Source organism: Metaclostridioides mangenotii (assembly GCF_018917235.1).
Taxonomy (GTDB): domain Bacteria; phylum Bacillota; class Clostridia; order Peptostreptococcales; family Peptostreptococcaceae; genus Metaclostridioides.
Map to the genome: position 1 here is coordinate 309741 of NZ_JAHLOF010000003.1, position 18042 is coordinate 327782.

The 18042-nt window shown below is 32.0% G+C and carries 16 protein-coding genes; 3 read left to right on the forward strand and 13 right to left on the reverse strand.

Annotation, left to right across the window (positions count from 1 at the left end; all coding sequences use genetic code 11):
* Positions 1-176: 176 nt before the first annotated feature.
* The 4 genes from KQI18_RS06830 to KQI18_RS06845 form a co-directional block, all read right to left on the reverse strand.
* The gene (locus KQI18_RS06830) at positions 177-2366 is read right to left on the reverse strand and encodes a cell wall-binding repeat-containing protein (RefSeq protein ID WP_216467034.1); all 2190 of its coding nucleotides are present in this window, start codon (positions 2364-2366) and stop codon (positions 177-179) included.
* Positions 2367-2624: 258 nt separating this feature from the next.
* Positions 2625-3437 carry an alpha/beta fold hydrolase gene (locus KQI18_RS06835; protein ID WP_216467035.1) on the reverse strand — a complete coding sequence of 271 codons (813 nt, stop codon included), beginning with the start codon at positions 3435-3437 and terminating at the stop codon, positions 2625-2627.
* Positions 3438-3601: 164 nt separating this feature from the next.
* On the reverse strand, positions 3602-5398 hold the full coding sequence (gene ade, locus KQI18_RS06840; RefSeq protein WP_216467036.1) for an adenine deaminase: 1797 nt from the start codon (positions 5396-5398) through the stop codon (positions 3602-3604).
* Between the two features lie 138 nt (positions 5399-5536).
* Positions 5537-5854 (reverse strand): hypothetical protein, encoded by a 318-nt coding sequence (locus KQI18_RS06845; protein ID WP_216467037.1) that lies wholly within the window; start codon positions 5852-5854, stop codon positions 5537-5539.
* 313 nt (positions 5855-6167) lie between these two features.
* Between KQI18_RS06845 and KQI18_RS06850 the strand changes: the two genes are divergently transcribed.
* The 3 genes from KQI18_RS06850 to KQI18_RS06860 are packed head-to-tail and all read left to right on the forward strand — an operon-like array spanning position 6168 to position 8390.
* The gene (locus KQI18_RS06850; RefSeq protein WP_216467038.1) at positions 6168-6971 is read left to right on the forward strand and encodes a transporter substrate-binding domain-containing protein; all 804 of its coding nucleotides are present in this window, start codon (positions 6168-6170) and stop codon (positions 6969-6971) included.
* Positions 6972-7021: 50 nt separating this feature from the next.
* Positions 7022-7642, forward strand: coding sequence for an amino acid ABC transporter permease (locus tag KQI18_RS06855; protein ID WP_236887682.1), 621 nt, complete (start codon positions 7022-7024; stop codon positions 7640-7642).
* A 10-nt stretch (positions 7643-7652) separates the two neighbouring features.
* Positions 7653-8390 (forward strand): amino acid ABC transporter ATP-binding protein, encoded by a 738-nt coding sequence (locus KQI18_RS06860; protein WP_216467039.1) that lies wholly within the window; start codon positions 7653-7655, stop codon positions 8388-8390.
* 141 nt (positions 8391-8531) lie between these two features.
* On the opposite strand, the gene KQI18_RS06865 is transcribed toward KQI18_RS06860, so the two are convergent.
* From KQI18_RS06865 to KQI18_RS06905, 9 genes are all read right to left on the reverse strand, one after another.
* Entirely contained in the window at positions 8532-8879 is a 348-nt protein-coding gene (locus KQI18_RS06865; protein ID WP_216467040.1) for a carboxymuconolactone decarboxylase family protein, read from the reverse strand.
* A 168-nt stretch (positions 8880-9047) separates the two neighbouring features.
* Positions 9048-10592 (reverse strand): WD40/YVTN/BNR-like repeat-containing protein, encoded by a 1545-nt coding sequence (locus KQI18_RS06870; protein WP_216467041.1) that lies wholly within the window; start codon positions 10590-10592, stop codon positions 9048-9050.
* 237 nt (positions 10593-10829) lie between these two features.
* Entirely contained in the window at positions 10830-12059 is a 1230-nt protein-coding gene (locus KQI18_RS06875; RefSeq protein WP_216467042.1) for a nitrogenase component 1, read from the reverse strand.
* Positions 12040-13338: a nitrogenase component 1 gene (locus KQI18_RS06880; RefSeq protein ID WP_216467043.1), complete on the reverse strand. Its 1299-nt coding sequence runs from the start codon at positions 13336-13338 to the stop codon at positions 12040-12042. The genes KQI18_RS06875 and KQI18_RS06880 overlap by 20 nt, the downstream gene beginning before the upstream one ends.
* Complete coding sequence (locus KQI18_RS06885; protein WP_216467044.1) at positions 13331-14089, reverse strand: AAA family ATPase; 759 nt, start codon at positions 14087-14089, stop codon at positions 13331-13333. The genes KQI18_RS06880 and KQI18_RS06885 overlap by 8 nt, the downstream gene beginning before the upstream one ends.
* A gap of 26 nt (positions 14090-14115) precedes the next feature.
* Positions 14116-14922 carry an ABC transporter ATP-binding protein gene (locus KQI18_RS06890; RefSeq protein ID WP_330654371.1) on the reverse strand — a complete coding sequence of 269 codons (807 nt, stop codon included), beginning with the start codon at positions 14920-14922 and terminating at the stop codon, positions 14116-14118.
* A 2-nt stretch (positions 14923-14924) separates the two neighbouring features.
* Positions 14925-15959, reverse strand: a complete 1035-nt coding sequence (locus tag KQI18_RS06895) for an iron ABC transporter permease (RefSeq protein WP_330654372.1) — start codon at positions 15957-15959, stop codon at positions 14925-14927.
* On the reverse strand, positions 15959-17005 hold the full coding sequence (locus KQI18_RS06900) for a FecCD family ABC transporter permease (protein WP_216467046.1): 1047 nt from the start codon (positions 17003-17005) through the stop codon (positions 15959-15961). The genes KQI18_RS06895 and KQI18_RS06900 overlap by 1 nt, the downstream gene beginning before the upstream one ends.
* Positions 17006-17052: 47 nt before the next feature.
* Positions 17053-18018 carry an iron-siderophore ABC transporter substrate-binding protein gene (locus KQI18_RS06905; RefSeq protein WP_216467047.1) on the reverse strand — a complete coding sequence of 322 codons (966 nt, stop codon included), beginning with the start codon at positions 18016-18018 and terminating at the stop codon, positions 17053-17055.
* Positions 18019-18042: the final 24 nt, after the last annotated feature.

Sequence of the window (18042 nt, forward strand, 5' to 3'; positions counted from 1 at the left end):
ATCTTATTACTTTTTATAAAATTATATTCAATTATTATATTATACCCAGTATATCATAATCATTAATATTCAATTTTTGAGTACATAAACTAAAGTACATAGAAAATAAACCACTTACATTTATATTAGATGCAAGTGGTTTATTTTTATTTATAATTTATTTGTTGTTAAATAATTTAGTTATTTGTAACTTGTCCACCTAAAGCTTTATTTGCTTCAGTTAGTCTTTGTGCAATTTTAACTGCTGTTTCATATCTATCTTTACCAGCTACTCTCTCAACATTTTGTAAACCTAGTCCATCTTCAATTGCTTTTGATACTGAATTGTATCCACCAGCTATTAAAACATTTTTAATTGACCATTCTTTTATTTTATCTGATGTGATTTTAGTAATGGTTTTTGGATTTGTAAGCATTATAGGTGCTTTATATCTAGATGCTATGCTGTTAATTGTTATTCCATCAGGGAAATCAGTTCCATCTACCAGTATCATATCATCCTTACTCCCAGTTAAATTTCTAATTTCATCTCCTATAATACAAGCTGTTTCGTATCTATCCATTCCTCCTAGACGTTTTATACTACTAACATTAAGGCTATTTTCTATATTTTTAGAAACTGAATTATAACTTCCACCTATTGTAATATTATCTACTTTCCATGATTCTAAAGTTTCTTGAGTAGTTTTATTTAGTTTGTTTGGTTCTGTTATTAGAATAGGTGATCTTTTACCAGATGCTAAACTCGATATTGTTATAACATCAGGGAAGTTAGTTCCATCTACTAACATTGCTTCAGAATTATTACCAGATAATGCTCTAACTTCATCCCCTATTTTTACTGATGTCTCATACCTATCTTGTCCTGCTATTCTAGTCACATTGTAATCTTTTAACTGTTCAACTACTTTATCTGATATAGAATCAACTCCGCCTGATATAATCACATCTTCAGTCTTTAATCTCTTAAGCTCTTCTAAAGTTTCTGATGTTACTGAATCTTTATTACTTAAAAGTATTGGTGCATTTTTTTCATTTCCTAATACTGTAGCTGTTAGTACATCAGTATATTTTTCACCACTTGCTAATATAACTGTTTTACCAACTGGAGGTGGTGGTAAAGGGTCAACAATTGATCCGCCTCCGCCACCAGTACTTTTTTTAGACCACTTAGCAAATAAATGTAAGTTATGAGAAGGAATTTTTTCTTTATTTGTGTCAATCAACTTAAAATTTACTGTATCACCTTTTATTTCAGGTACTGACCATCCTGCAAAATCATAGCCTTCTTTTGTTCCATGATCAGGTTTTTCAACATCTCCTAAATTCTTTTCAAATTTAGCCTGAATTTTTTCGTTGTTTAGTTTATCGTAATCTGAATAAAAATCTATATTGTATCTATTTCTATTGTAATACATATTAATATAATCCATTGCTCTATTTAGAACTTTATTTCTATTGTACATATTAGAAACCATTGCTCTATTTAGAACTTTTTCAGTAAATCCTTTAATCCCTACCTGGGTGAAATAACCGTTATCTGTTGGTTCATACGATATATTGGAGTATTGATCATCTTCATAAAAAATATTATCTAAGTCTATATTTTCTAATAAAGTTTTTATTTGGTATTGATTATCGGTATTTTTATTTGCTTTACTAATTTTAAACTCACAATTGTCCGCTAATTTTTTATTTAGAATATACTGTTTGTCTGCATACTTATAGTAGAAATTCTGTTCATTGTTATAATTTTTTGACCCAGCTACTGTGATATCTTCAATTATATTCTCATCTTCATTTAATAAATCTACTTTATCACTAGATGGCCATTTATCGCCTATATTTTCTTCAAACCTAGCAGTAAATTTATATGGATTTTCAGAACTATATACATCATTTTTATCTTTAAACTTAAACTTACTAGCTTCAGGTATACTTTCATCAGATGGCTCAAATTTTAAAGTATATTCATTTCTATCGTAAAAGACATTTACTATAGTGCTACCATCTGAAGATACTTTTTTATTATTATTTAAACTATTTGTTTTATCAACATTACGACTTATATAATTAAACTGTTCCTCATTAGGTAGAGATCCATCATATTTCCTTACATCTATAGGAAATTGTACATCTACCGGATCACTTTCGGGGACTACCACAGGATAGCCTACTTTACCACTCTCCTTAACATTACCCGCAAATGTATACCCATCATCATCTGCATTTTGCAACCAATAAAATACTTGATATGTAACCTCACTACCTTCAGAATCACTTTTATCGATTGTTAAAGCAAACGAACTTACTGACATTGGCACAATCAATATAAAAGTTATAATAAGTGACAGAATTTTTTTCATAATATTGCTCCTTTCAATTTAATTATTTTATACAATTCATGAATTTCATCCTTTTATACTACATAAATTCAAACAATTTTAGTTATAAAATGTAGTGAAATGGTATTTTTTTGTAGTAAAAGGATACTTTATTCTAGTAATAATATTTACAGCTTTATAATGTCAATAAAAATATCAACAATTAATAAATCGCTACAAAATAATTCAAAAAACCCTTATTATTTAAAATAAATAATAAGGGTTAAAAAATAAATTAAATTATTCTTCAATAAAACGCATAAGTTCAATATTGAAATCGTCTCTTTGGTCATAAAATGATCCATGCCCACTGAAAATAAACGGAATTAGTCTAGAATTTTTAATACACTGATTTTGTATCTCTCCCAATTCAAATGGAACAACTTTATCGTGAACTCCATGTATTATTAAAGTCGGCACCTTTATCTCTTCAAGATCACAAAATAAAACTTCTTCTATCCAAGTTTTAGCAATATCTGCTGTTGCCCATCCAGCTGCCTGCAAACCAAGTTGTAAAAACCATTCGGAAAAAGGTTGTGTAGTATGTTGAAAGAAAAATATATCTCCAAAATCTCTAAGCATCTTAGGTCTATCAGTATAAGTCCCTTTAATTATATTTATTATATCTTCACGGTTTGCTCCATAAGGGAAGTTTGGTCGTTTTATTAGGCTAGGTGCAGCCGCGGCAAATAATGCGAGCTTTGATACCCCATGACCCCTATGTCTTCCCATATATCTTATAGCCATAGCTCCGCCAGTCGAATGCCCTGCAAGTATAAAGTTCTTTAGTCCTAAGGTATCAACAACGCACCTAACATCATCTGATAAACGATTATAATCGTATCCATCATAAGGCTTATCTGAATATCCAAATCCTCTAGTATCGATTCCTATACATCTATAGCCCATTTTTGGAAACTGATCAAACTGATATTCAAATAGTTTATGACTACCTGGCCATCCATGTAAGAACACTATTGTCTTTCTTCCGTTAGGATTTAAATCCTCAACATAAATTTTTACATTAGGTTGTACTTTAATATAGTATCCCACACTAATACCTCCATTAATAAAATTTATACAATAACAAGTTATTCTAATGTTTGTAAATATGTGCAGGGCTCTTTGTATAATTCTTTATATAAAAAAAGTGATAAGGAATGTATCTTATAATTCCTTATCACTTTTATGTATTTTTATTTCATATTTTATAATAATTATTCAACTTCTAATGACACAAAGCTAAACGTTGTACAATCTACAAGTCCTCTATTTGTTAAACGTAACTCCGGTAAACATGCAAGCGGAATTAAGGCCATTGTCATATATGGTGAAACTATATCGCATCCTATAGTCTCCCAAGATTTTGATACTTCAGCTACCATTTCAGCCATTTCATCAACGGGTTTGTTGTTCATAAGTCCTGCAATAGGAAGGGGTAACACACCTATAAGTTTACCTCCTTGGGCTACTGCCATTCCTCCACCACACTCAACAAGTGCATTGGCAGCTACAGCCATGTCTACATCGTTACTTCCTACAACTAGTAGATTGTGAGCATCATGAGCAACAGTCGAAGCCATAGCTCCATCTTTTATATGGAATCCTTTTACAAAACCAAATCCCTTTGTTCCAGTATTGTGATGACGTTCAAATACTACAGCTTTTAGTACATCTTGATCTGGATCGGCTTGAATTAAGCTATCTTTAACAGGAACTTTTATATGTCTTTCAAAAGTGCCGACCTTTTCAGGAATAATCTCTATAACACGGACTTCAACACTATCTTTTTTATCTGTTGCTATTTTAAATGAATCTTGAGTTATAGTCTCCTTAATATGCATCGTATTAGTTGCTTTTTCTGGGAACTCATATTTCTCTAGCTCAATACACATCTCACCATCTATAGCAACTAAATTGCCATCTATTATAACTTCTTCGATATTTAAATCTGTAAGATTATCTATAATAACTATATCAGCACATTTCCCAGGAGTTACAGACCCTAAATCTTGATCCATGTGGAAAGCTTGAGCACAGTTTATTGACACCATCTGTATTGCAGTAAGTACATCAATGCCTTCTTCTACTGCTCTTCTAACTATATGGTCTAGATGACCTTCATCTACTAATGTGTGAGGATGTGTGTCATCAGAAATTAACATAGCGAAACGAGTGTCTATATTCTCTTCTGTAATAGAACGTGCTACATCTTTTAAGTCATGCCAAGCGCTACCTTCCCTAAATTGTGCGTACATACCTAGTCTCATTTTAGCCAGTGCTTCTTCTTTACTAGTTGACTCATGACATGCTCGAACACCACTTGCAATATATGCACTAAGTCCCTTTCCAGTATCTGGTATAGACCAATGTCCAGTAACTGTCTTATTGGCCTTAAGTGTCTCTCCTACAATTTGATGAGCATGATCACTACTATTTATTATTCCAGGAAAATTCATCATTTCTCCTAGACCAACCATACTGTCCCATTTCATACATTCTGCCACTTCTTTTGGACCAACAAATGCTCCTGTATCTTCAAAACCAGGAACAGCTGGAACACATGAAGGCATTGTAACCATATTTTTTAAAGGTGTGCGTTTACCATCATCTATCATGTATTTCACACCGTCAATTCCTAAAACATTACATATTTCATGTGGATCCATGTAAATACCTACTGTACCATGTGGAACTACAGCTTTTGCATATTCACTGACACTCATCATTGATGACTCTACATGTATATGACCATCTAAAAATCCTGGAGATATATATCTTCCATTTGCTTCAATTACCTTTGTATCTTCACCTATACAATGGCTTGCATCACCTACTAACGCAATTCTACTATTTTTAATTGCAACATCTATATTATCTATAATTTCTTTTGTACATACATTAATCAGTTTACCGCCTTTAATCACAAGATCTGCGCTTTGTACGCCCATAGCAACCGCAGACAAGCTTTGAGATACTTCCCAAAGAGGCTGATCTTTAAACATATTAAACATTACTTTCCTCCTCTTATTTATTTAATATTATTTATACTATCCAATTTCATTATAATATAAAAAACAAAATATTACATTAAGTTTTTACATAAATGTTCGTATAATGAAACCATATTAGTATTATTTATATGTCAAATTTTATAGGCCCAAGATTTTCTTAGGCCTTTTTTTATTTTTTCTGCTATTCCAAATACTTGCAAATACTATTAGCAAAACTTGTATAATAATTACTATCATTGATACAGGACTTCCTTCCAAACCTAAATCATCTGTAAACACAATTGCTTGCGAATAATTTACCAAACTAATAATTATTGCAATAAATGAATTTATGTAATAATAGACTTTTTTAAAATCTTTTGAAATGAAAAAACACATATTTACAATCGATATTAGTAAAGCCAAAAGGGAATAGATGCTAAAATTTAACTCTGATATAGTTCCTCCACCTAACATATTAATACCTCCTTCATTAAAGATATTATAATATAATTCTCTATAAATATATAAAATGTCATAACTGGGCAATTAAATTACATAAGTGGGAAAAAGGATTTAGATATTTTATTTGTTCTGATTATTGTTAGCCTTTTTTTGATAAAAATAATACCAATAACGGAAATGATGTATATGGTGGAGATAATTTCTTAATTCTATTAGACCATGTGTATTTATACAAATTATCTATAAAGGTAGAATCTCCTTGTAAAATATTAAATCCCTCCTTATCATGTAATAAGATATATTACATAATAAGGAGGGATTTTGTATGAAATTAAGGAAATTTGGAATTTTATGTTTAGTTGTAATAATTATTACTGGAATGATTGGTTGTAGTAAAGGTAGCAATAATGATGATCAAAAAAGTAATAAAAAAGAAAAAATAGTAATTGGGACGTCGGCTTCATATAAACCTTGGGCATTTCAAGAAAATGATGAAATAAAAGGGTTTGAAATTGATATTTGGAATGAAATAGCAAAACGAAACAATATTGATGTAGAATTTAAACTAGGTCAATTTAGTGGTCTAGTTGGTATGTTAGACGCTGGTGAAATAGATACAGTAGCTCATCAAATGTCAATAACTGATGAAAGAAAAGAAAAATATCTTTTCACTGATCCATATGCATATAGTTACTATGATTTATTTGTAAAAGAAGATAGTAATTTTAAAAGCAAGGAAGATTTAAAGGGCAAAAAAGTTGGATGTTGGCTTGGTGGAAATGGAGAGGCTACATTAAGAGAAATTAATGATAAATATAACCTAGGGTTTGACATTATCACTTATGATGGTGTTGCAATGGAAAAAGAATTAACTATCGATAGAATAGATGCATTTTGGCAGGGAGAAATAAAAACAAAAACTATTATTAAAGATGAAAATTTTAAAATACGCCAACTAAATGAAAAACTGGTATATGAAACTAATGCATATCCATTTAAAAAAGATGATAATGGACAGCAATTTTCTGAGATGACTAGTAAAACACTTAATGATATGAAAAAGGATGGAACATTAAAAAAACTTTCTGAAAAATGGTTTAATATCGATACAACAGAAATTGAGAAATAGGTGATATTGTGACATTTGACTTCAATTTTATGATCAAACTTATCCCCACTATGTTAAAATATAGTGGGGTAACGTTAAAACTTTCAATTTTAGCAGTTTTTTTTGGATTATTATTAGCTTTTATAATAGCTTTAGTAACTGTTGCAAAAATACCCATATTGAGTAGTTTTTTTAAGCTTTACATATCATTCTTTAGAGGCACACCTTTGATGGCGCAATTATTTTGTTTATATTTCGGTATAATCCCATTAATTAGAAATATTATACAAATAGAATCGTTTCAAGCGGCACTTATAATTTTAAGTTTAGCTAGTTCAGCATACATGGCAGAATCACTTAGAGCCGCGATTTTATCAATAAATAAAGGACAAATGGAAGCAGCAAACTCTGTTGGTATGACATATATTCAATCAATGTTTTATATCATTTTACCACAAGCAATTAAAGTTGCTATACCTACTCTATTTAGTAGTTTCATAAATATAGTTAAAGATACTTCTTTAGTATTTGCTATAGGAGTAAAAGAAATGATGGCCCAAGCTCAATTAGAAGGCTCCTCAGGATATAGATATTTGGAAGCATATGTATGCGTATTGTTTGTATACTGGGGAATAACTGCGGTTATGGGAAAAATCCAGAAACACTTAGAAGAAAGATTAGAAAGTCAGTAGGTGAATTAAATTGTTAAAACTAAACAGCATTTACAAAAAATTTAGTGACAATGAGGTTTTAAAAGGAGTGGATTTACAAATAGAAGAAGGTGAAGTTGTATCTATAATTGGGCCTTCCGGTACAGGAAAATCTACTTTATTACGTTGTATTAATTGTCTTGAAAAAGTTGAATCCGGGAATATTACAATAGATAACAAAAAACTTGATCTTGCTAGTTTAAAAAAAGAAGAAACTCTTTGGCTTAGAAGAAATACATCCATGGTTTTCCAAGGATTCCATTTATTTAATAATAAGACTGCATTTGAAAATATAACTATAGGTTTAAATGTAGTTAAAAAAATCAGTAAAAAAGAATCGGAAAAAAAGGCTTTAAAAATATTAGAGCAGGTTGGACTATTAGAAAAAAAAGATAAATATCCGTCGAGTTTATCTGGTGGTCAGCAGCAAAGAATTGCAATTGGAAGAGCTTTAGCTTTAGAACCTAAGATAATCCTATTTGATGAACCTACGTCAGCACTAGATCCAGAATTGGTAAACGAAGTATTATTAATAATTGAACAATTAGCAAAACAAAAAATAACAATGCTAATCGTTACCCATGAAATAAACTTTGCTAGAAACATTTCTGATAAAGTCTGTTTTATGTCGGATGGAAAAATTATTGAACAAGGTTGTCCAAAAAGTGTTATAGATAATCCAAAACACGATAGAACAAGACAGTTTTTAAACAAATTACAAAAAAGATAAGAAATTCATGTGAATCCTTCTTATTGGAAGACCAAAAAGCTCTTATCGCTTTACTAACATTGGTTTAATTCTAAAATAAAAATAGGTGGAAAATTAGTTTTAATTCTCCACCTATTTTATTATAAAATTTTATGTAGATTATTATTTTTTCTCATTAAAAAGATGTTCAGCTATTGAAAGAGCTTTCGCACCATATGCTGTAGAAGGTCCACCACCCATTAAAATTGCCACTTCTACTGTCTCAGCTAGTTCTTCCATTGTTACTCCAGCATCTATAGCATTTTTAACATGTGATAATATACATGCATCACATCTAACAGATACTGCTATACCTACAGCTACTAATTCTTTCGTTTTCAAACTTAATTTATTATCTTTTAACACTTCACCAGCTATACCTTTGAATTTTCTCATAACACCTGGACTTTGTTCACCTAGTAAGGCATTATTCTTTGCTAATGTTTCAAATTCTTCGTTGTAATTTATCATATGAATGACCCCCTTGTTTTACTTAATTATAACATTGAAAAGTATTGGTATTGGTCGATTTTTGTAAAATTCTGTATGTTATTTTAAATACTAATATCTGTTTAAATAGATATTTTCTATAATCAGTATATATTTAATAAATATGTTTATTGTTTATGTTGCTCTGAACTATTCCCACGTTGCCCCTTTATCTTTTGAAATGTATATTGCAGACTTATCTCCATCATTGCCTTGCCCTACATTTACATATAAAGATCCATTTTGTTCATACGGAAGATCTGGATAATCTAGTTTATCATCTTGGAAATTAACTTGTTTAAACGTCTCTCCTCCATCTTCTGTACGATAAAGTTCGCCATAGCTACCTCCACTATGAGACAATATTATAAATCCTAGACTTTCATTTATAAACTTTATTCCTGAAGCTACACCAACAGATCCTGCATAAGGATCCTCATTGATTCTTACCCAATTTTTTTCGTTATCTATTTTGTCTAGAGCATAAAATCGACTTCCTAAAGCAGCATCGATAACAACTAAACGATATGCAATATTATTTGTTAAATAATATTCTAGCGTTCCGTCTTTTAATTCTTTATAACCACTATTTATATCTGAAGTATCTTCTTTTGGTAATTCACTACTTAAAATTTCAGATGCATTTTTATTAGACTGATAAATATTTGCTATATCATCTACCACTAGATATCTAAATGGAATATATACATTGTTATTTTTACCATTAGCATCCAAATTCTCTCCAGGTTCTTTTCCAGGCAGGTATATGGATACAGAATAATTAACTATTTCTGTTTCATTTATCGATGATAATTCGGCTGACAATGTATTTTCATTAGCATCGATATATTTTATACCATCTGTATTATACCCCCAGCTTCTAATTCCTTGATATAAAATTCCAAACTCTTCATAACCATCAGTTTTCCAACTATGGATGACATTTTGTATAGAAATATTGCGAGTTGCCTCAACTAATGGTTGAATAATCTTTGATTCTTTGTATTTATACTTATTAGTGTCTTGTATATATACTGTTATTCTTTCTGATTTCTTTTTATTATATGAAATTAAATAATTTTTTTCTTCTCCTGTATCACTTTTACCGTAAAGATATGTGTCAAAGACTGTAATTGTTCCGTCTGCTGCAAATTTTAAGTCAAAACTGCTTTTGACATATAATTTATCTGGTAGATCAATCTTTTTATCAATATCGTTTAAAATTCCATCAATCCCATCCTTATAAACATTGTTGTGTTTGAATGTTACAGTTTTCTTATATTTTAAATCATTAAGAAACCATGATAGTTTTCCATTATATGATATTCCAGTATTTACAGTCTTTGTACCAAAGAAAACAGTAATACTAATCAAAACAAAAATCGCACATATGCGCCAAACTAAAATTTGAGGTCTATTTTTTAGAATTTGAAAATGTTGAGTTTCGGAAGTGTTCTCAGATAAATCTTTTAAATGATTTCCTTTTTTATTATATATTTGGTTCAAAAATTTAACAAACCATACAATAAAAAATAAAAAACTTACAACGATAATTGGTAAGTTTTTATGTTTGTTTCCTATATCACATAATAGAAACAGATGTCTCCAGAATAGAAAATAGAAGATGATAAAAATAGGGTTAGTTAACATGTTTAAGAAAATAATTCCAGCAGATTGAGTCTTGTTTTTTTTCATAAGACTTTCCCTTTCTAATAATATTTTTCTATTAATTGACGAAATACCCTTTATGTCTTGTTAAGTTACTCTATTATATTTCAAATAAAATGGATTGTCAAAAATGCTAATTTAGTCTTTATTATATTTCTTAATATGGTTCAAATGAAGATTTAAGAGTAATTTAAAAAAATTATAAAATAATCCAGTGTATAGTAGCTACACTGGATTTATCCATTTATTATTACATACTAAACATCAATCTTCTTTAGTCTCGTTTATCAATAAATTTGCAAGATTAACAGCACCTCTGAAACCTACAAACGGTGGATCATATGGATGTAAACGATATTTAGTATCAGGATTTGATATTTGCATATCTGTATTGTGCCCTGACCAATCTAGTGCTTCACCACTTGCCATAAGAAATCCTTTTTTATGAGACTGAATAGCATAAATCCACTCATCTTCTGAAAAAAAGGGGATTTCTTCACTTCCCATATCAGGGCTATCACACCAGCAAGTTCCTTTAGATAACAAAAGCTCACTACATCCAAAAGAAAGTATCCCGCTTACTACATCAGCATGTCCCCCCAATGACAATACCGTTTCGTCTGGATGAGACTTTGCAATATGAAAAAAAGATGGCATTACAGGCTTAAGTTGTTTTCTTGCATCCTCTCTCTCTTTCTGTAAAAACCCAGTATTTAAATTTAAATTAAATATATTTGCAATTTTACCAATCCAGCTCAAAGTTCCATTAATACCATAAGGCCTTCCTACAATATATGGTATCCCAAATCGCTTTTCTAGATATTTAGCTGCTGGTATTCCTTCACGACGTAAAACAATATTAAGATGTGCACTTCCCATGTTTTCAATATCCTCAATAGATGTATCTGAACTCAAAACACAAACTGGCTTAATCCCAAAAGATCCATCCATTATTCTAATTATTTCATTAGCATCAGATTGAAATCTAAAAATATCGGCGCAAGATCCTATTATATTAAAAGTTGGTTGATCTGTTTTCTTTATATCTACCGGTAGTTTTTTTACTAATAACAAGAGAGCCTCTTGTACACCACGATGCTGGTTAACATCGAATCCTCCACATCCAAAAGGTATTAGTTTAACTTCAGGATATTTTAGCTGTAAACTTTCGCATACAGCTTTTAGGTCAATTCCTATTACCTCCGGTATAGATGACGGTAAAAGAAAAATCACTTTTGGGGAATCTTTTTCTATAATATTTTCAATAGTTTTATCAAGTCTACTTGTATCACCAAAGGCTATATCAGTTTCTACTATATGTGTAGAGTAGAGTTTACACCCATCATAAACACCTGTACGTTCTAGTGTTACACTGCTATAAAGCATATGACCCATACATCCAAACTCAATAAGAGCTGCATCTCTAATTGAAGCTATGGTCCAAAGAGTGCCCATTCTTCCTGAAGGAATTGGTTTAAATCTGTGTAATCCCATATTCAGTCCCTCCATCGTTTAAGTCGTTTTTTTCGTCCAATATCGATAATATTCTCCTTAGTATACTAACTGTACGGCTGTATCCTATTTGTCCATAAAAATCAAGCAACTCTGGCACGCAAGTAATATTATTATTTATATTTGGTGAAAATCCAAAATACAAGTCTGCACCTAACTTTTCTAAAATAGGCAAATCTGCTTCAGGATTAACCATTCTACAAATTAACGGATTATAACCCATTGAAATAATATCTTTTGCATTAGTTTTGTCCTCTGGATAATATTCTTCTAAATGTAAAAGTAGAGGTTCCATTTCAAGCTTAGTAAGATAGTGCGCTAAAGGAATTGTCATATCAACTCTAGGCAGAAATATAAATTTAAGTCCTCTAAACCTTTCCCCTACTTGGTTTTGTAAATTAAGTGCTTGTTGTCTTTCTTCCTCAAAAATATCATGTAAATTAAGGCCAAATTGATCTGCAATATCCTCGTAAGCCTTATGAATACTATTTACATCGTACATACTATGTAAATCTATATATGGTATACCAAAATTTCTTTTCATTTTGACTGCAAGTGGCTGCATATATGGTGAAACCACTATATTTAGCTCAGCATCTGTAGCTATTTGAAAATTTTCAAGAGAAGCACCTGGTGCTAAAAAACGTAAATTAAGACCTTGATTTGTTAATTCTCGAAGTATATTTGGCATAGGAATTTCTTCTTCGTTTTGCGCACGACCCAGCACATTAATTCGAATAGGATCAGCTTCTTTTACATCCATCAGCGTTACAAGGGCCTCCATCGTTTTCCTTGAACCTGGTGGATAGCTAACATTTTTGAATTGACCTAACATTACACAAGTGATCTTAGCATTCAATTTGGGCTGAATTTCACAAATAATTCCCTCAATATCCTCACCTATTAATTCGAGAACACAAGTTACAATTAATAAAATCGCTTTTGCACCGGATTTATCCATCTTGATAAGGGAGTCGATTAATCCTTGTCGGCATCCGAATACTACTTCATGCGAGTCCAATACATAAAGCCAGTGAAGTTCACCGTTCTTACCTTCTGGATTTGGACTGAAAAGTCTTGAATAAGTAGTGCACTCCTGCATGCCTACAAGTAAGGATGAAAGTCCTTCAATATCTTCTGAAATAACCGATGCTATACGCATTGGGCAATGATTTCCTTTAAGAACAGCCGGCGTTAGAAATTTTATACTTTTATTAGATTTAACTTCTGAAAGTAGTTTTAAATGTTCAAAATCATTCAATACATTTTCCTCCTTCTGCTAATAGTTTAGCAAGCTTCATGTAATGTTTTGCCATTTCTGAATCAGGGTATGCCTCCACAACAGTTTTACCTTGATCCTCTGCTTGCTGCACATACGGATTACGAGGCAAACGATAAATAACTGGCACATCAATTTCCTTAGCTACATCATCTACTAGCTTATTTTCTCCTTCAATATTCTTAGCATTTAGAATTAGACCTCGTATAGATGCGTAACCTCTACTTCCAAAACTCTTAACTGCTCGGGATATATTTGTCGCAGCATATAAAGACATCATCTCACCAGAAGTCACAACACATACTTCATCTGCATAACCACCTCGAATAGGCATTGTAAAACCACCACAGACAACATCTCCTAACACGTCATACAGAACTATATCTGGCTTGTAAATATCATAAGCTTCTAACTCCTCAAGTTTTTCAAAAGCTGTAATAATACCCCTACCTGCACATCCAACTCCAGGGATCGGGCCTCCAGATTCTACACATAATACTCCAGTGCTACTTTTTACCACAAGTTCATCTAAATTCGCATCACTATTCTCTCTCAATGCATCAAGTACAGTAGTTATATTTTTTCCTTCAGTTAAATTTCGGGTAGAATCTGCCTTTGGATCACACCCTATTTGCATCACAGTCAATCCCATACTAGATAAAGCAGCCGCCACATTAGATACGGTAGTTGATTTTCCAATTCCACCTTTACCATATATCGCTATTTTTTTCATTTTAACATCTCCTTACACACATTTTTCTATTCATTAATAAGATCATATGAAATACACGTTGGGCTTCCTGTGCGAGGATCCGTTGCAATCATAGCATCAATATTAAAGGTATCTTTTAAAACTTCAGCAGTCATAACATCTTGCGGTTTCCCATGATGGATAATAACACCATCTCGAATAGCTATCATATAATCTGCAAATCTAGATGCAAGGTTTAAATCATGTAAAACCATTGCTACTGTACATCCTTCTTTTCTATTCAAATTATGTAATAGATTTAGCACTTCAAGTTGGTAAGATAGATCGAGATAAGTTGTAGGTTCATCAAGTAGTATTAAGTCAGTCTGTTGAGCCAACGCCATTGCAATCCAAACTCTTTGACGTTGACCTCCTGATAAACTATCGACTGGTATATTCTCAAAATTAATAAGTTTTGTTACCTTAAGTGCCCATTTAATAATATTTTTATCATCTGAATTAGGTTTAGCAAAACCTTGTAGGTGAGGAAACCTACCATAGGACACCAAATCTTTTACTGTCAATCCAGCAGGTGCTTGTGGTGATTGTGGTAAAATAGCCATCTTACGTGCAACTTCCTTTGTAGTTAAGCTATCGATATTATCTCCATATAAGCGTACAATACCACTCTTAGGCTTCAAAATACGACCTATCGCTTTAAGTGCAGTAGATTTTCCACAACCATTTGGTCCAATAATTATTGTTATTTTTCCCTTAGGAATTTTTATGTTAAAATCTTTAACTATAGTATTATCCTCGTAAGCTATAGATAGATTATCTGTTTCAATACTATACATCTTCATCATCTCTTTCATTGTTATTTCCCCTTAACCAGTAGATAAAGTAAATACGGTGCCCCAATAATTGCTACCATAATACCTGTTGGAATCTCTATAGGTTGTAAAATCACACGTGCAATAGTATCTGCTGCGGAAACTAAAACAGCACCTGTAAGTGCACAAGTCGGCAGTAATATATTATGTCTTGGACCTACAAGTTTTCTACCCAAGTGCGGCGCTATAAGACCTACAAAACTGATATTACCACTTACTGAAACACAAGAAGCTGCCAGTGCAACTGAAGCAGCAAGCAACCATCTGCGTTCCTTTTCAATAGGAACACCAAGTCCTTTACTCACATTTTCATCCAAATCCATCAAATTTAATATATTAGATTTATATAAAACATAAGGCACAAGCAGTAAAAGCCATGGTAGGAGAGCCAAAACAAATTTCCAATTGCTTCCCCAAATACTTCCAGCTTGCCAAGTTGCTACAAAGTCAAATTGAGTCTCATCTAATTTTACTACTAACACAGTAGTTAATGCAGAAATGCCCGCCTGTACAGCTACTCCTGTCAATACAAGAGTAAAGGATGAATAGCCTCTATTTTTCCTAAATGCTAATAAATAGATTATTATCGCTGCAACACTAGCACCGACTAGCGCTAAAAATGGTAGAGTGAATATCGACAGAAAAGACTGAGATCCAAAGAAAAGTACATACAGAATTACCATCATACCAGCACCTGCATTTATACCTAATAAACCTGGATCTGCCAAGGCATTTTTTGAAATATTTTGTATAATGCATCCAGATAAAGCTAACCCTACCCCTACTAACATAGAAAGTACGATACGTGGCAATCTGATATTAAATAAAATAATATTTTCCTTATATCCACCACCACCGAATAAAGTTTTAAAAGTATCTAATGGCGAAAGTCTTATATAACCTGTGTTTAAGCTGATGATAACAATCAAAATAAGCAAAATAGTAAGCCCAATAACAATTGTCCAATTGTACAAGGCAAGTTTTTTTTCATATACGTTATTCGTTTTTTGCTTAACCATCAACATCTACTCCTTTTTTTACTTGACAGATACAAGAAAAATGGAACGCCAATTAGAGAAATTAGCGCTCCAATAGGTGTTTCAAAAGGCGGATTAATCATACGTGCACCCAAATCCGCTAGCACCATTAAAATTGCTCCCAAAACTGCAGATGAAGGTATTATCCTACGATAATCAATACCTACAAGAAAGCGGGATATATGCGGCACAATAAGGCCTACAAATCCTACTGCACCTACTACAGATACAGAAGACCCCGCCAATATTAACACAATAATGGAACAAAGTGTATTCGTAACTATCATATTTAATCCTAATCCTTTTGCTACATCCTCTCCAAGACTTAACATCGATATATATGGAGAAAGAAAGATTGCTCCTAACAACGCTACTGTAATCAATGGAAATATTATTTGAACTTGATCCCAATTAGAACCTGCCAGCCCACCTACTGTCCAAAACATCATGTTTTGTGCTACTCCAAAGCCAAGTGCTATTCCCTGGCTTAGAGATGTCAAGAGTGCATTGACAGCAACGCCCGCCAAAACAAATCTAGCAGGGGTTACACCTCCACGTCTTATATATCCAACACCGTTTACAAGCATAGCTCCAAAAGCTGCACCTAAAAATGAAAAAAGAATAATTTGCATATAACCAATTCCAGGGTAAAAAGCAAAGCAAATAGATATAGCAAATACTGACCCAGCATTTATTCCCATAATACCAGGCTCAGACAGAGGGTTTTGAGTCATACCTTGCATAATAGCTCCAGAGACTGCAAATGCTGACCCCACAAGAGCACTAGCAACGACACGAGGAAGACGCAAATCAATTATAGTTAGGTGTTTAGAATTATTACTATCAAAATTAAGCAAAGCATCACGTACTGTATAGATCGAAATGTTTGCTGCACCTTTGGTTATGGAATACATCATAAGTAAAGCCAATGCAACAAATCCAAATATAATTATCATCCAAAATAATTTGGTTTTATTTTTATTTTTAGTACCTAGAATAGGCTGTTTTAATTCTTTTGTTGCTTTCATTTTATTTGTCTCCTTTTCGTCATTTTACAGCCTGTACATTACTTTTATTAATTTTGACCCGAATATATATTTACAAGTTTCTCAGCTGTTAATCTCATGGCAAGCGGACCAAATGTGTTTAAAGAATCATCTAAGTAAATAACATTGCCATTTTGTACCGCATCTAATTTATTCCAAACAGATGATTTTTTCTGAGTCTTAACAAATGTTTGTGCTGTTTCTGTAAAATCTTGAAAAATAATATAGTCTGGATTCATCTCAGCAACAGCTTCCAAAGATAACGTTTCAAAACTATCTGGGTAGCCTTTAGGTTTTGTGATTCCAAAAGTTTCATAATAGTTTTTATCACCACGTGTAATGAAAGATTTACCATCTGTTCGGAAAAGAGCTATCGTCTTGTCGTTGTATTTACTTAATTTTTCTTTAGATAAAGAAATTATTGATTCTGTCTCTTTAATAAATTCTTTAGCCTCTGATTCTTTTCCGACAATTTCAGCACATGCCAATGTCTGATCCTGCCAAGAGGAATCGAAGTCTATTTGAACTACAGGAGCAATCTGTACAAGTTGATCATAAATTTTATCCAAATTACCATGCTCCTTAAAAGTAACGATAACATCTGGCTTTGCTTCTAAAATTGCTTCTAAATTTAACTCTCTAGAACTACCTAAATCTATAATATCAGCTGTTTTATTATATGATTTAAGTGTTTCCCACTCATTTACAGCTTTCATTGCATTCCCTGTAGAAGAACCAGCTGATGCTATAGGCGGTGTTCCTAATGCTAAAAAGTGTTCTAAATATATAGTGTGAAGAAGTGCTATTCTTTTAGGTTGTTCTTTTAAAAGCACTTTATTTCCTGCTGCATCAGTAATCGTTCTAGGCCATAAAGCTTCTTCCGCATTTTTCTCTGAATTATTCTCATTATTTTCTACTGCCTTACCAGTACAACCAGTTGAAAATAAACCTACCAAAATTATAATTGAGGCAAAAACTGTCATTAATCTTTTCATCTTATATCCCTCCAATAAGTTTAT